The following is a 14,608-nucleotide window of genomic DNA, read 5'->3' on the forward strand; positions in this document are numbered from 1 at the left end:
CTGCGGAAACGTTGGGACGGCGCGGGATGGCCATCCGGGTCGATACCAAGCCGCGTCGCATCGTCTGAAATTCGCTTCGGTGGACCTCGGACGATGCGGCATGAGGGCAGCTGATCCGGGGCCGAACGTGGCGCGGGCCAGGGCCGGCGATGCCGCCCTCGGGCTAGGCGCGTCGCTGTTTGACAACAAATTATTGCTCCGCGATAATTTTGATCGTCGAAGCGAGTCGCCTCCTGCTCATGTCGAACGTCGTCCCCCTGCCTGCCGCGCAGGCTGAACCCTCGGAAGCGTCGCACCCGGCGCTCCGCCGCCATGGGCGTTACCTGGCTTGGCTGCTGACGATCGCCCTGGGGCTGACGATGCTGTTCGCCGTCGCGGTGCTGGCCTGCGGCGTCCTCGCCGGCGACGCGTGGCTCTGGCTCGCGCCGGGGACCGCCTTCCTGGGTCCGCCGCCGGCCGATACGCCGGGCCTCGTGCCCTTCGACGCGCTGCCCCGGGCGACGCGCTGGGCCTATGCCGCCACCTTCATCCTCGACACGCTGCCGGTGTTCCTGATCCTGGCCGAGGCGCGCGCCTGCGCCCGGGATCTCAGTGCCGGGATCGCCTTCGGGGCTGCGGCACCGATCCGGATGCGCAGGATCGCCCTCGGCCTGGCGGCCTACGCCGTCGCACCCGCCTTCGGGCACGGTCTCGTCCTGCTGGCCGGGCACGGTGTCGATCTGGCCTGGCTCCATGCGTCGTCGCTGCAGGCCCTCGTGCTGGCAGCCTGTTGCGGGGCCCTCGCCGAGGTCGCGCGGATCGGGCACGCCATCGCGCGCGACCTCGACGGGTTCGTCTGATGCCGATCGTCATGCGCCTCGACGTGATGCTGGCCAAGCGCAAGCGCCGCTCGAAGGACCTCGCCCTGGCCATCGGCATCACCGAGGCGAATCTCTCGCTGCTGAAATCCGGCAAGGTGCAGGGCGTCCGCTTCGCGACGCTGGAGGCGATCTGCCGGGAGCTCGACTGCCAGCCCGGCGACCTGCTGGAATACCTGCCCGATCACGCGACCGAGCGCCCGCGCCGCGCCGGTTGAGGCCCACCGATCTCCCAAATCACACCGCCGTTCCGCGGATCGGAGACCCATGCCGTGTCCCGTCGCTCTCTACGCCTGTTCTTCTGCGGGTTGGCCGCCCTTCTGCCCGTAGCCTGCGCCGCGCCCACCAGCCTAGACGGCCCAGCGGCCGTGGCGTCCGACGCGGCGACGACCCGCGTCCCGATCGTCTACGGCTCGCAACGCCCTCTGGTCGAACTGGTCTTCACCGGGGCCGACGGACGCGAGAGGCGCGTGCTGGCCTGGGTCAACATGGGCGCGCCGACGGCCGTCCTGTCGAAAAACCTCTATCGCGAGCTCGGCATCGGGGCAGGGCGCGACCTCGCGTTCCGGATCGGCGAGATCGGGATCACCGTGCCGGCGGCCTCCGTGACCGACGGTCCGGGAGAGTTGGACGGAAGGGATCTGTTCGACCTGCTGTTCGCGCCGCGCAGGGTCGAGGCCATCCTGCCGGCGAGCGTCCTGCGCCGCTTCACGATCGTGCTCGATCCGGCAGCCCGGACCCTGACCCTGGCCCCGCCCGGAACCCTGAAGCCGACGGGTGTCCCGATTCCGATCCGGGTCGATCCGGCGACTGGGATTGCCACAGTCGAGGCCCGGGCGGGCGAGACGGTCCTGCCGCTCGTCCTCGATGCGGGCGCGCCCTATACGTGGCTGCGGGGCACCGCGGTCGCCGGGCTCCTGCGGCTCCATCCCGAGTGGCACCGGGCCGACGGCGCGGTGGGGCACAGCAATCTCGCGATGGCCGATCTTGGCCTGGAGCGGGACGGCACGCTGGTGCGTTTGCCCGACCTCGCCCTCGGCGACCTCGTCCTGCCGGCGGTGGGCGCCCTCGGCACGGGTCCGATGCTCGGGCGCGTCGGCGACGCGCTCGTCGGCGAGATGTTTTGGGATTTGTGGCAGAGGCCGGCGCCGATCCCGGTGGCGGGCTGGCTCGGCGGCAACGTGCTTTCGGATTTCCGGCTGACGATCGATTACGCCGCCGGCCAGAGCACCTGGCAGCGCCAGCGGCCCGCGGATCCACACGACCTCGACGGTATCGGCCTAACCCTGGTGCGCAGCGGCGACGACTACACGGTGGGCCGTGTCGCCGAACGGACCGGGGAGCCCCTCGTCGCAGGCGTCGAACCCGGTGATCGCCTCGTCGCCGTCGATGGTCGGCCGCTCCGGGGTGCGGCGCCCGAAGTCGCCTGGGACGCGCTCCGGGGCCGGCCCGGCACGATTCGGCGCCTCGATCTGGAGCGCGACGGCCGCCCCGTTCAGATGGAGGCGCCCGTCATGCCGTTTTGATGTCCGGTCAGACCGATCAGGCCCATTCCCGCGCGGCAAGCTTCTGCTCATAGGCGTCGATCGCCGCGCCGCGCTGCAGGGTCAGGCCGATCTCGTCGAGGCCGTTCAGCAGGGTGTGCTTGCGGCCGCTGTCGATGTCGAAATGCAGGGTGCCGCCATCCGGCCCCTTGATCATCTGGGCTGCCAGATCCACCGACAGGGTCGCGTTCGAGCCGCGCTCGGCATCCTCGAACAGCTTCTCCAGATCCTCCGGTGAGACCGTGATCGCCAGGATGCCGTTCTTCGCGCAATTGTTGAAGAAGATGTCGGCGAAGCTCGTGGAGATCACGCAGCGGATGCCGAAATCGGTGAGCGCCCAGGGGGCGTGCTCCCGGGAGGAGCCGCAGCCGAAATTGTCGCCGCAGACCAGGATCCTGGCGTTCCGGTAGGCCGGCTTGTTGAGCACGAAGTCCGGGTTCTCGGAGCCGTCGTCCTTGTAGCGCATCTCGGCGAACAGGCCCTTGCCGAGCCCGGTGCGCTTGATCGTCTTGAGGTACTGTTTGGGGATGATCCGGTCGGTGTCGACGTTGATGATCCGCATGGGCGCCGCGACGCCCTCCAGCGTGGTGAATTTTTCCATCGTTCGAGGCTCTTGGAGGCTGGGTCTGGCGCCGGTTTAGCAGCCTCGGAGGCGGTCCGGAAGCGTCAGGCCAGATCCCCGGCCTCGGCGCGGCGCAGGGTGCCGTCGTGGAGCGCGGAGGCGACCAGCGCCCCGGCGATCCCGGCCGCGCGCAACGCCCGCAGGTCGTCCGGCCCACGCACGCCGCCGGCCGCGTAGACCCGGCGGCCCGGCGCCCGCAGCGCCTGAAGGGCATCGAGATCGGGGCCGGCCCCGGCACCGACCCGGGCGAGCGTCATCGCGATCACGTCCGGCGGCCAGAGCGACGGGTCGTCGTGGAGCGCCGCCGGGCCGAGGCGCTCGGCGCCGCGCGTGTCGAGGGAGAGCACGGCGCGATCCCCGAGACTGACGACCAGCCCGATATCCGTCTGGCTCTCGCTGCCGATCACCGGCCGCCCTAGGCCGGCGGCGAGGAAGGCCGCGACGCCCTCCGGTTCGGAAAACCCCGCATCCATCCAGAGGCCGACTCCCGGGCAGGCCCGGGCGATGGCCTCCAGCGCTGCCAGATTTGGCGCGGCACCGTCCATGATCGCGTCGAGATCCGCGATGTAGAGCGTCTGGGCCGGCCAAGCGTCGAGCAGCCCGCGCGCCACGGACGCGGGCTCGGAGCCCTTTGCCAAGGGCGTCTCGATCGGGGCATAGGAAGTTCGCTCGCCCCGGCGCGCCCGCACCACGCGGCCGCCGCGCAGGTCGAGCACCGGGATCACCGCGAAGCCGGGGCACCCGATTCCGTCATTCATTGAGGCGCTCGTCGCGGTCATATGCGTATGCCAGGGGCAAAGACGATCGGGTGGGACCTCGGCGGGGTCCACGTCAAGGCCGCTTTGGTCGAGGATGGCCGGGTGGTCGCGGCGGCCCAGGTCCCGTGCCCGCTCTGGCAGGGCATCGCCGCCCTCGACGGGTCCCTGGCGGCCCTGCCGGACTGGGCGCGCGGCGCAGCGCAGCACGCCGTGACCATGACGGGGGAGCTGACGGATTGCTTCGCCGACCGCCGCGAGGGCGTGGCGGCGCTCTCGGGCTGGGCGGACACACATCTGTCCGGCGGCGTGCGGATCTATGCCGGCCGCTCCGGCCTCGTCGCCCCGGATGCGGCCGCGGCGGTGTTCGCGGACGTGGCCTCGGCCAATTGGCACGCCACCGCGGCGCTCGCCGGGCGGCACGCCCCGGACGCGCTGCTCATCGATATCGGCTCCACCACCGCCGACCTGATCCCGATCGTCGGAGGCCGCCCGGCCGCCACGGGCTACAGCGACGCCGAGCGGCTGGAGACGGGGGAGCTGGTCTATACCGGGATCGTCCGCACGCCGGTGATCGCGCTCGCCGACCACGCCCCGTTCGCGGGCCGCCGCACCCGGCTGATGACCGAGACCTTCGCGCATATGGCGGATGTGTACCGGATCCTCGGCCTGCTCCCCGAAGGCGCCGACCAGCAGGCCAGCGGCGACCGCAAGGGCAAGTCGGTCCCCGAGAGCGAGACCCGGCTCGCCCGGATCGTCGGACGTGACCGGGGGGAGGGCACGCCTGAGGCCTGGGCGCTACTGGCGGCCCACTTCGCCGAAGCGCAGCTGCGGCTGCTGCATGACGCCGCCGCCACCCTGCTCAGCCGGCCCGACCTGGCCCCGGGGGCGCCGCTCATCGTCTGCGGCGCCGGCGCCTTTCTCAGGCCGCGCCTGGCCGAACGACTGGGGCGCGAGGCCGTCCGGCTCATGAGCCTGCTGCACGACCGGATCGCCGGGGAGCCCGACTGGATCTCGACCTGCGGGCCGGCGGTCGCCGTCGGCCTCATCGCCTCGGAGGACGCATTCGCATGAGCGCCATCAAGATCCTGGCCCGAGTCCTGACGACCCGGGTCGGGCCGCATATCGAGCTGGCCGTGGAAACCGAAACCGGCGAGGTCCTGAAGGTGCTCGCCACCGAGGACCAGATCGACCGGCTTGTGGACGAGCTGGAAGACATGCTGAATTCGCCCGCCGAGCCGGATGACGGGGAGCCGCCGGAGGCGGCCTGAGAGTTCGGGGATGAGCCTGATCGCCGCCAAGATCGCCATCACGCCGACGCTGATGTGGGCGGTGTCGGCGGCGTCACGCCGCTGGGGCAGCCTGGTCGGCGGCCTGCTCTCGGGCCTGCCGCTCACCTCGGCACCGATCTCGATCTACCTCGCCCTCGAGCAGGGCGAGGGCTTCGCCGCCGACGCCGCCATCGGCTCGGTGGAGGGACTCGGGGCGGTGACCCTCTGCTACCTCGCCTACGCCCTCTGCGCCCCGCGGATGGGCCCGATCGCATCCCTCTGCGCCGCTTTGTCAGCCTTCGTGCTGAGCGGGATCGTGCTGCACGGGCTGATCCGGCCCGGCCTGTGGCTCGCCACCGCGATCGACGTTCCGGCCATGGCGCTCGTGGTGGCGCTGTGCCCGCGGGCGGCCGACCCCGATGCGCCGCGCCAGCGACCGCGACCGCCGCGCTGGGACATGCCGGCGCGCCTGGCGGCGGCGACCGCCCTCGTCCTGATGGTCTCCGGGCTCGCGCCCTATCTCGGCTCGGGCCTGAGCGGGCTTTTGGCGCCGATCCCGATCATCTCCTGGCCGCTCATCGCCTTCGCCCGGTTCCAGGACGGCGTCCGCGCCTCCCTCGACGTGGTGCGCGGCAGCGCTCAAGGCGCGTTCGGCGTGCTGGCCTTCTACGTGTGCATCCACCTGTTGCTCGGGCAGACCGACATCATCACTGCCTACGCCGTATCGATCGCCCTGTCGGCGGCCTGCGTGCTGCCGTGGCTATTCGTGGGGCGACGCATCCGGGCAGCAGGGTGAGGTTGGCAAAGGGTGGCCTGCGTTCAACCTGCGGTCAGTTGCACGTGTCCTAGGAAACATGCGTACCTGTCCTCCATCGAGAGGATCGTTTCGGGAGCGCGACTCATGCGGAGCATGACCATCGAGCAGCTCCGCGCCACCAAAGTTGCAGGCGGGGTGGCGGGCGTGACGCTGAAAGGCGAGGGTGGGACGTTCCTCGTGGAGATTGCCACACGCAGCGGAAAAGCCGCCGTGCTGGCAAAGGCCCGTAGCAACGAGCCGCGCCGCTTCGGCAATCCGCTCGCAGCCTTGAACGTGCTGCGCGGCCTCGGCATTACCGTCGGCCATTTCGACGCCAGCGCCTGGAACCCGGCCGAGAAGGTACCAGCACCCGGCAATCGAGGCCGGGCCGAGGCCATGCGCAAAGCCCACCAAGCCGCCGCCTATTCGGACTGGCTCGCCGCGGAAATTCAGGACTCCATCGACGACCCGCGGCCGAACCTCTCGCACAATGAGCTCATGGCCGAGCTGCGCGACGACCTAGCCGAGCTTGCGGCCAAGTCCGGGCGGACCTGAAGAATCGCCGACGGGCCTGACCGATGCCGCCCGCGAAGGCGTCCTACCGGATCGCGTGGCGACCGAAGGCCCGCGAGGATCTGCGCGCCATCGTTCGGTACATCGACCAAGACGATCCGGCCAAAGCCCGAGCCTTTGCGCAATCGCTCCACGACAAGACCTTGCCGCTGGCACGACACCCAAATCTCGGCCGACCGGGGCGGCCTGGCCTGCCGGACGCCGTGCGCGAGCTGATCGCGCATCGGAATTACATCGTCTTCTATCGGGTGCTTCCCGAAGCGCGCATCGTGGAGATCCTGCGCGTGAAACACAGGGCGCAGCAGGCGCCGTGACATGGGACGAGGCCAGAGTCCCGTCGTTCGAGATCCGGGCGAGCGCGACCCGGGCACCTGGCATGATCATCGCCGACTTGGTCTCAATCGCCCGGGCGGCGGGGTGACAGGCTCGACATCACCCCAGCGTCCGGTCTGAAGGACGCAGTCCGCTTCAATCGACCTGGTATAGGGCGACCCGGCCAATGCCCTCGATGCCGAGCTTCTGAGCGCTCGCGCGCGACAGATCGATCATATAGTTCCGCTTGGCCTTGGTGTGCTCGTTGGTCCGATCCGTGATCTGAACGATGACCGAGCGGCCGTTGCGGGTGTTGACGACCTTCACCTTCGTCCCGAACGGCAGGGTGTGGTGCGCGGCCGTCAGCTTGTTCGGGTCGTATGTCTCGCCGCTGGCTGTCCGGCCAGAGTGCTTGTACCAACTCGCCCGACCGCTCCCGAGAAGTTTCGGCTTGGCCGTTGCTGCATCGTGTCCGATCTGAGGATCGGGCGGTGCCGACTGCTCCGCGACGGCTGCCGTGGTCGACGGCTCGGCACTGGAAGGCTCGGCGCTCGAAGGCTCCGCTCGCGCCCCGGCAAGCCCATCCTGTGCCGACACCGGATCCACAGTCTGGCCGAAGCGCCCCATGAGACCCGCCTGTTCCTGGCCAGCCGGATGAACCGATGCCGGAAACGTCGGCTGTGCCGGCAGGCTGAAGGACGACGCCTCCGGCGGATCCGTATCTTCGAGCGATGAGGACAGGGAAGGCAGCTGCGCGGTGAACTGGCGGTACGTGAAGACCGGTGCTTCCCGCTTCAGGACGTTCACCTGATCCAGGCCGGATCGGCTTTCTGTGGCCGGCGATGGATCAGCCTGAGCCTCGGCGACGGGAAACGAGAGGATCGAAGCTAAGATCAGGACGCGAGCGACGCTTCGTCTGTTTTCGCCGCCAGGCCCGATCATAGCATTCACCCGTGATTATTGATAATCGACGGACGCATAAATCGTTTCAGTCACCTGAGTTCCACACAACTGCTAAAACCGCCGTCTGAGCGGCATCATCCTTCGGACGTAGCCCATCGGCCGAGCTTCCCGAGCGGACAGCCGGACGTTCGCCCCCGTGTCGACGGCACCTCATACGGTGTGCTCGACTGATGCAGCCGCCTGTCGCGCGCGAGTCGCGCAAAGAAAAACCCGCGGCCGTGAGGCCGCGGGTTCTTCCCAACACATCCGATGCGCGTGGATCAGGCCGCCGTGCGCTTGCGGGCTTCCTGCTTGGTGTCGACGCCCGCCGCTTTGATCTCGGACAGCTTCTGGGCGACGTTGCGCGAGAACACGAACTCGGCCGGGCGCTGGTTCTCCAGGCTGACCTCGGGCGCCATGGCACCGTCAGTCTTGATTCCGCGGATCGCGTGCACCAGCGGCTTCCACGGCTTGCGGACCGAATCGACAACCGAGGAGGCCTCGTAGCCCGAATGGACCATGCAGTCGGCGCACTTCTCGTAGTTGCCGGTGCCGTAGGAATCCCAGTCGGTCTCTTCCATCAGCTCCTTGAAGGTCGCCGCATAGCCCTCGCCGAGCAGGTAGCAGGGCTTCTGCCAGCCGAACACGGTGCGGGTCGGGTTGCCCCAGGGGGTGCAATGGTAGGTCTGGTTGCCGGCCAGGAAGTCGAGGAACAGGCCCGACTGCTGGAAGGTCCACTTCTCGCGACCTTTTTCCTTCCCGTGACGGAAGACGCCGCGGAACAGCTCCTTGGTCGCCTTGCGGTTCAGGAAGTGCTTCTGGTCGGGGGCGCGCTCGTAGGCGTAGCCGGGGGAGACGGTGATGCCGTCGATGCCCATCCGGGTCACGCTGTCGAAGAAGTCGGCGATCTTCTCCGGCGCGGAGTTGTTGAAGAAGGTGCAGTTGATGGTGACCCGGAAGCCCATCTCCTTGGCCTTGGCGATGGCCGCGACGGCCTTGTCGTAGACGCCGCGCTGGCAAACCGACTGGTCGTGCATCGACTGGTCGCCATCCAGGTGGATCGACCAGGTGAAGTACGGGCTCGGCTTGTAGTCCTTGATCTTCTTCTCGAGAAGCAGCGCGTTCGTGCAGACGATCGCGAACTTCTTCTGATCGATGATGCCCTGGACGATCTGCGGCAGATCCTTGTGCAGCAGCGGCTCGCCGCCGGCGATCACCACCACGGGGGCGCCGCACTCGCGCACCGATTCGAGCGCGTCGGCGACCGGAAGCCGCTTGTTGAGGATCTCGTCCGGGTAATCGATCTTACCGCAGCCGGCGCAGGCGAGATTACAGCGGAACAGGGGTTCCATCATCATCACCAGCGGGTAGCGCTTGCGGCCCGTGAGGTGCTGCTTGAGGATGTAGCCGCCGATCTTCGCGACGTACCGGAGGGGGATACCCAAGATTGCGGCTCCTTACTGCGTCGGCCCCGGGGCGTCGGGGTGCTTACCGCGAAAAACACGCGAATTCCAGCACTCTAGCTTGGAACTCATCTGAACCGGCCCCGTTTCGCCGAGGCCATGACGACTTATTCCGCTCCTGACGTAACCGCGCCACATGGCTTGTCTGCAGCGGGGCGGGCGGATCAGATCGCCTGACGGTTGAGGACAGCACGTGCATTGCGTCCGCAATGCGACCGAAATCCCAAGATTTTGGTGCCCATCCCGGGATTGCCGTGCGCCATCGCACATCCGCCTAGGCAACGGCCCAGCTGGGGCCATCGCGTTGCAATCTGAGACCACGCTCTTTACTGAGCCCTGTGGCCGCGATGCAAGGGGTGGCCTGCGGCGGGCGATCCCGCATCGGACAGGTCCGGCTTGCGCATGCGCGCCGCGCGACCAGATTGGGCGGGGCGGCGTTCCCAGACACCGAAGGGCGCACGCGCGGATTAGCGGAGCGGCCTTCCCGCGCGAATTCGAGCGCCGCTCGCGCCGATCCGGCCGGGATGGATTGCCGGCTGGGATGGATTGGATGAGCCGGTCGCGCATGGGGCGCGTCCGGGGCGAACAGGCAGGGTGCTCGTGATCGAAGGTCTCGTCGCGTTCTCGGTGCGGTATCGGTGGATCGTGATCGCCCTGATGGCGTTCGTCACGGTCGCGAGCCTCGGAGTCGCGGCGCATCTGTTCCGCATCAACACCGATGTCGAGCGGTTGATCGATCCCAAGGAGCCCTGGCGCCAGGACGAGATCAATTTCGAGAAGGCGTTCCCGCAGCGCGGCAACACCCTCGTGGCGGTGATCAACGGCGAGACGCCCGAGGAGACCGAGGAGGCCGCCGCCAACCTTGCCAAGGCGCTGACCGCCCACAAGAACCTGATCGAGACCGTCTACCGGCCCGACGGCGGTCCGTTCTTCGACAAGAACGGCCTGCTGCTGATGCCCCAGGCCCAGCTGGACAAGACGCTGGAAGAACTCACCCAGCAGCAGGGCCTGCTCGGGCCGCTGGCCGCCGATCCGTCCCTGCGCGGCGTGATGCGGGTGCTGTCGCTCGGTGCGCGCGGCGTGAAGACCGGCGACGCCAAGCTCGAAGACCTCGACAAGCCCATGGGGCAGATCGATGCCACCCTGCAGAAGGTGCTGGCCGGCAAGCCCGCGCGCATGTCCTGGCAGGAATTGCTGGCCAACGGCGAGAGCAGCGTCACGGACAAGATGAAGTTCGTGATGATCCAGCCGGTGTTGGACTTCAACGCCCTTGAGCCCGGCTATCAGGCGACCAAGCTGATCCGCAACGTCGCGCAGGATCTCAAGATCGATTCCGAGCACGGCCTGCGCATGCGGCTGACCGGCACGGTGGCGGTGGCGGACGAGGAGTTCGCGACCCTCTCGGAGGATGCCGGCCTCAACAACAGCATCATCGTCGGTGCGATCGTGCTGTTCCTGTGGCTGGCGCTGCGCTCCGGCAAGCTCGTCGGCGCGGTGCTGATCACCACCTTCGCGGGCCTCATCGTCACCGCCGCCCTCGGCTTGATCATGGTCAAGGAGCTGAACCCGATCTCGGTGGCCTTCGCGGCCCTGTTCGTCGGGCTCGGCATCGATTTCGGCATCCAGTTCTCCGTGCGCTACCGGGCGGACCGCTACGAGCAGCCGACCCTTCAGAGCGCGATCCGGGCCGCCGCCCGCGGGGTCGGCTGGTCGCTGACGCTCGCCGCCGTGTCTCTGGTGGCCGGCTTCTTCGCGTTCCTGCCCACCGCCTTCCGGGGCGTCTCGGAGCTGGGCCTGATCGCCGGCGTCGGCATGGTCGTGGCCTTCCTGTTCGCCCTGACCCTGCTGCCGGCGCTGATCGCGGTGTTCAAGCCGGGCGGCGAGAAGGCGGCGGTGCAGACCGAGTGGCTGGTCGGCGTCGACCCGTGGATCATCCGCAACCGCAAGCCGATCCTGATCGCGGTCGGCCTGGTGACCCTGGCCGGGGCGCCGCTGCTCTGGCACCTGCCATTCGATTCCAACCCGATGCACCTGCGCAGCACGAAGACGGAATCGATCGCCACCTATCTCGACCTGATCAAGAACCCCGAGACCAGCCCGAACCTGATCGACGTGCTGGCCCCCAGCGTCGACGCAGTTCCGGCCCTGTCGAAGACTCTGGCGGCGCTGCCGGTGACCTCCTCGGTCAACAGCATCGACACTTTCGTGCCGCGGGATCAGGACAAGAAGCTCGCGGCCATCGCCGATACGGCGCAGCTCCTCGATCCGGTGCTCAATCCCGGCCGCAAGCCGCCGCCGCCGACTGATGCCGAGAACGTCAAGGCCCTCAAGGATGCCGCCACGGCGCTGAACGGCGTCGCGGGCGACAGCAAGGAGGCCGCGGGCGCGCAGACCGCCAAGCAGCTGGCCGGAACCCTCGACAAGCTCGCCGGCGGGCCGGTGCAACTGCGCGAGGCGGCCTCGGTCGCCCTGACCAAGGATCTCGTGCCGCTGCTGCAGCGCCTGCGCGACCTGCTCCACCCGGAGAAGATCACGCTCGACAACCTGCCGCCGCAACTGAAGGCCGATTGGGTCGCGGCGGACGGACGCGCCCGCATCGAGGTTCATCCCAAGGGCAATTCGAACGACGACGAGGTGCTGCGCACCTTCTCGGACGAGGTTCTGAAGGTCGCGCCCCACGCCACCGGCGCACCCGTGGCCACGACGCAATCGACCTACACGATCCTGGGCGCCTTCGTGCAGGCGGCCGTGACCGCCTTCGTGCTGATCTTCGTCATCCTGTCGGTGGCCCTGCGCAAGCCCTGGGACGTGGCGATGACGCTGGGCCCGCTGGTCATCGCGACCCTGTGGACCCTGATGGCCCTGCGCATCATCGACATGCCGCTGAACTTCGCCAACATCATCGCACTGCCGCTGATGCTCGCGGTCGGCGTCGCGTTCCACATCTACTACGTCATCGCCTGGCGGGCGGGGGTGACCGACATGCTCGCCTCCAGCCTGACTCGGGCGATCTTCTTCTCGGCGCTGACCACCGGCAGCGCCTTCGGCTCCTTGGTCCTGTCGAGCCATCCGGGCACGGCCAGCATGGGCAAATTGCTCGCGCTGTCGCTGTTCTTCACCCTGATCGCGGCGTTCTTCGTCGTGCCGGCGACCCTGGGCGAGCCGCCCACGCAAGCCGACGACGACCGCCCGGAGGGTGAGAAGGCCGCCGCGGCCGCGCTGCGGAAGAGCACCGCCCCGGCGGATCCGGTGCTGGCCAAATAAGCCGGCCCGGACCCTTCAGAGAACCTTCTCGAAGAAGTGGTCGGGGTAGGGGTCGTCGTTGAAGCGATCGATCTCGACCCAGCCCGCCTTGCGATAGAGGCTTAGGGCTTCCGGCAGGGCGCTGTTGGTGTCGAGGCGCAGCACCGCAATCGCCAGGTCGCGGGCGGCGGTCTCGACGGCCTCCATCAGGCGCCGGGCGAGGCCGAAACCCCGGGCGGCGGGGTCGATCCAGAGCCGCTTGACCTCGGCGACCGGTCCACCGCTGCCCTTCAGGCCGACGCACCCCACGGGCAGCCCGTCCGCGATGGCGAGCAGGAACGCGCCGCGCGGCCGGATCATGGCCTCCGCCTCCGGATCGCAGGACAGCTTGACGTCGAACCCAGTCTTCAACCGGCGCTCGAGTTCGGCATAATACGCCTCCAGGCAGGCCCGGGCGGGCTCGCTGCGCGGATCGACCACCTCGATCGCGATCCGGTCGCGGCCGAGGCTCAAGGCAACGAGATCCATGGCGCGAAGCAACGCGTCCGCATTCGGCGAACGCGCCAGCAGCGACGCGGCACGCGCGTCGGAGAGCTCCTCGTAGGCCGAAAATTCCCGTCGCCCCACCTGCGTCAGGCGTGCCACGCGGCGGCGGGCATCGTCGGGATGGGGCTCGGTGGTGACCAAGCCCTCCTCTTCGAGGCTCCGGAGCAGGCGGCTCATCAGACCGGAATCGAGGCCGAGATAGGCGCGGATCTCGGCCACATCGGTCCGCCCCGCCCCGATCGCGTTCACCACGCGGGCTGCCCCAAGGGGCCGGCCCCGGCCGAGGAACGAGCTGTCGAGGGCACCGACCTCCGCGGTGACGGCGCGGGCGAAGCGGCGAAAGCGGGTGGTGGAATCAGGTCTCATTTATCTGACTTTAGTCAGAGGATATGAGACGTCAATCGCCGGAGGCGTCAGTTCGTGGGCATCTTCCCCTCGAACGCTGCGCGCCCTAACCTTGCCGTATGACGACGATCGCACTCGAAAAGGCAGCCTCAAGCTTGGCGGAACTTGCCGCGCGTGTCGAAGGTGGCGAGACCATCGTCCTGACGCGGGACGGCAAGCCGGTGCTCGATCTGGTGCCGCATCGCCGGACACCTGGGCTCGATATCGAGGCCGGGGAGGCGTTCCTGCGCGCAAGGGGGATCACCCGCAGCTCGGGTTTCATCGCCGACGATTTCGATGATCCCCTGCCTGAGGATTTCCTCATCCAGCCGTTGTCCGGGTCGTGAGGCTGATTCTCGACAGCCACATCCTCTCCGCCATCGCGCTGGAGCGGCTCGACGGCGTTAGCCCAAAAAGTCCGAAAACCCGCCCCTGACAGCCCCTGATGCGTCGGCGGCCGCCAGGGAGGCGGATGCGATCAGCGCGTCGCGCTCGTCGGCGTAGAGGTAGCCCGGCGCCTCGCCCGGAAAGCCGCCCGCCGTGGCCGGGTGGGTATAGAGCTCGGTCAGGCCGTCCGGAAGCTGCGCCAGCAGCGCCGCCACGCGCGGCGGCGTCATCGCGCCGGACCAGGCGAGCCCGAGCGTCCGGTCGGGGATCAGCAGGCCGGCCTGGCGAGCGCGCACGGCGAGCAGGGCCGCCCAGGGGGCGATGTCGAGGGCCGGACGCGGCCGGGCACTGGGCTCGGCCCGGCGGAGCAGTTGGCGGGGCTCCCGGGGGACGCGGATCGCCCGCATGCCGTAGCCGCGTCCGATCCGCAGCACCGCGCCGGCGATCAGCGGGTGGACGTGGAAATGCTTGTGCGCGTTGACGTGGTCGAGGGGCAGGCCGGTCGCCCGGTAGGCCTCGAACTGCGCCGTGATCTCGGCGGCGAGCTGGCGCCGGGCCGCGGGCTTGCGGGCGAGGTCGAGGCCGACAAGCGCCATATCGGCGCGCATCAGGCCGGCGGCATCGGTCAGGTCGGGCAGCTGCGTCGCCGGCAAGGTCGGCCAGGCTTCGACCAGCACGAGGTGGAGGCCGACCCGCAGGGACGGCATTCGCTTCGCCCGGGCCACGGCGTCGGCGGCGGCGGGCGCCGAGACCATCAGGCTCGCCGCGGTGAGGATCCCAGCGCGGTGGGCCTGCTCGACGGCTTCGTTGACCTCGAGGCTCAGCCCGAAATCATCGGCCGTAACGACAAGACGCTTCACAACAACCTCGTCATGGGTGTCGAGAGGGCGAGCCCTCTCGCGGGTCCAGGGCG

General features: G+C 68.9%; 16 protein-coding genes. 10 read left to right on the forward strand and 6 right to left on the reverse strand.

Annotated elements, in window-relative coordinates; all coding sequences use genetic code 11:
* Positions 1-239: 239 nt before the first annotated feature.
* Genes MKK67_RS20620 through MKK67_RS20630 form a run of 3 tightly spaced genes read left to right on the forward strand, consistent with a single transcriptional unit; the run spans position 240 to position 2,383 of the window.
* The gene (locus tag MKK67_RS20620) at positions 240-839 is read left to right on the forward strand and encodes a hypothetical protein (RefSeq protein ID WP_243968891.1); all 600 of its coding nucleotides are present in this window, start codon (positions 240-242) and stop codon (positions 837-839) included.
* Entirely contained in the window at positions 839-1,075 is a 237-nt protein-coding gene (locus MKK67_RS20625) for a helix-turn-helix domain-containing protein (RefSeq protein WP_243968893.1), read from the forward strand. The genes MKK67_RS20620 and MKK67_RS20625 overlap by 1 nt, the downstream gene beginning before the upstream one ends.
* 54 nt (positions 1,076-1,129) lie before the next feature.
* Positions 1,130-2,383: a peptide-binding protein gene (locus MKK67_RS20630; RefSeq protein ID WP_243968895.1), complete on the forward strand. Its 1,254-nt coding sequence runs from the start codon at positions 1,130-1,132 to the stop codon at positions 2,381-2,383.
* Between the two features lie 16 nt (positions 2,384-2,399).
* Here the strand turns inward: MKK67_RS20630 and leuD are convergent, their stop codons facing one another.
* A complete protein-coding gene (leuD, locus tag MKK67_RS20635) occupies positions 2,400-3,002 on the reverse strand; it encodes a 3-isopropylmalate dehydratase small subunit (protein ID WP_243968897.1) in 603 nt (200 codons plus the stop codon).
* A gap of 65 nt (positions 3,003-3,067) precedes the next feature.
* Complete coding sequence (locus MKK67_RS20640; protein WP_243968899.1) at positions 3,068-3,781, reverse strand: HisA/HisF-related TIM barrel protein; 714 nt, start codon at positions 3,779-3,781, stop codon at positions 3,068-3,070.
* 27 nt (positions 3,782-3,808) lie between these two features.
* On the opposite strand from MKK67_RS20640, the gene MKK67_RS20645 reads away from it, so the two are divergent.
* The 5 genes from MKK67_RS20645 to MKK67_RS20665 all read left to right on the forward strand — a co-directional run bounded on the left by MKK67_RS20645 (position 3,809) and on the right by MKK67_RS20665 (position 6,732).
* On the forward strand, positions 3,809-4,852 hold the full coding sequence (locus MKK67_RS20645) for a hydantoinase/oxoprolinase family protein (RefSeq protein ID WP_409568423.1): 1,044 nt from the start codon (positions 3,809-3,811) through the stop codon (positions 4,850-4,852).
* Entirely contained in the window at positions 4,849-5,049 is a 201-nt protein-coding gene (locus MKK67_RS20650) for a hypothetical protein (protein WP_243968902.1), read from the forward strand. The genes MKK67_RS20645 and MKK67_RS20650 overlap by 4 nt, the downstream gene beginning before the upstream one ends.
* A gap of 10 nt (positions 5,050-5,059) precedes the next feature.
* Positions 5,060-5,845: a hypothetical protein gene (locus tag MKK67_RS20655; RefSeq protein ID WP_243968904.1), complete on the forward strand. Its 786-nt coding sequence runs from the start codon at positions 5,060-5,062 to the stop codon at positions 5,843-5,845.
* A 105-nt stretch (positions 5,846-5,950) separates the two neighbouring features.
* Positions 5,951-6,400, forward strand: coding sequence for a hypothetical protein (locus MKK67_RS20660; RefSeq protein WP_243968906.1), 450 nt, complete (start codon positions 5,951-5,953; stop codon positions 6,398-6,400).
* A gap of 23 nt (positions 6,401-6,423) precedes the next feature.
* Positions 6,424-6,732, forward strand: coding sequence for a type II toxin-antitoxin system RelE/ParE family toxin (locus MKK67_RS20665; RefSeq protein ID WP_243968908.1), 309 nt, complete (start codon positions 6,424-6,426; stop codon positions 6,730-6,732).
* 154 nt (positions 6,733-6,886) lie between these two features.
* Here MKK67_RS20665 and MKK67_RS20670 read toward each other — a convergent pair whose 3' ends face one another.
* Together MKK67_RS20670 and hpnH are read right to left on the reverse strand one after the other, a co-directional pair.
* The gene (locus MKK67_RS20670; RefSeq protein ID WP_243968910.1) at positions 6,887-7,672 is read right to left on the reverse strand and encodes a septal ring lytic transglycosylase RlpA family protein; all 786 of its coding nucleotides are present in this window, start codon (positions 7,670-7,672) and stop codon (positions 6,887-6,889) included.
* Positions 7,673-7,953: 281 nt separating this feature from the next.
* The gene (hpnH, locus tag MKK67_RS20675; RefSeq protein WP_243968912.1) at positions 7,954-9,117 is read right to left on the reverse strand and encodes an adenosyl-hopene transferase HpnH; all 1,164 of its coding nucleotides are present in this window, start codon (positions 9,115-9,117) and stop codon (positions 7,954-7,956) included.
* 618 nt (positions 9,118-9,735) lie between these two features.
* Between hpnH and MKK67_RS20680 the strand changes: the two genes are divergently transcribed.
* Positions 9,736-12,399, forward strand: a complete 2,664-nt coding sequence (locus MKK67_RS20680; RefSeq protein ID WP_243968915.1) for an MMPL family transporter — start codon at positions 9,736-9,738, stop codon at positions 12,397-12,399.
* A 15-nt stretch (positions 12,400-12,414) separates the two neighbouring features.
* Here the strand turns inward: MKK67_RS20680 and MKK67_RS20685 are convergent, their stop codons facing one another.
* Entirely contained in the window at positions 12,415-13,290 is an 876-nt protein-coding gene (locus tag MKK67_RS20685; protein WP_243968917.1) for a helix-turn-helix domain-containing GNAT family N-acetyltransferase, read from the reverse strand.
* A gap of 98 nt (positions 13,291-13,388) precedes the next feature.
* On the opposite strand from MKK67_RS20685, the gene MKK67_RS20690 reads away from it, so the two are divergent.
* The gene (locus tag MKK67_RS20690; RefSeq protein ID WP_243968919.1) at positions 13,389-13,655 is read left to right on the forward strand and encodes a type II toxin-antitoxin system Phd/YefM family antitoxin; all 267 of its coding nucleotides are present in this window, start codon (positions 13,389-13,391) and stop codon (positions 13,653-13,655) included.
* 57 nt (positions 13,656-13,712) lie between these two features.
* Here MKK67_RS20690 and hpnK read toward each other — a convergent pair whose 3' ends face one another.
* Complete coding sequence (gene hpnK / locus MKK67_RS20695; protein WP_243968921.1) at positions 13,713-14,555, reverse strand: hopanoid biosynthesis-associated protein HpnK; 843 nt, start codon at positions 14,553-14,555, stop codon at positions 13,713-13,715.
* Between the last annotated feature and the right edge of the window lie 53 nt (positions 14,556-14,608).

Source organism: Methylobacterium sp. J-072, from assembly GCF_022829425.1.
Classification (GTDB): domain Bacteria; phylum Pseudomonadota; class Alphaproteobacteria; order Rhizobiales; family Beijerinckiaceae; genus Methylobacterium.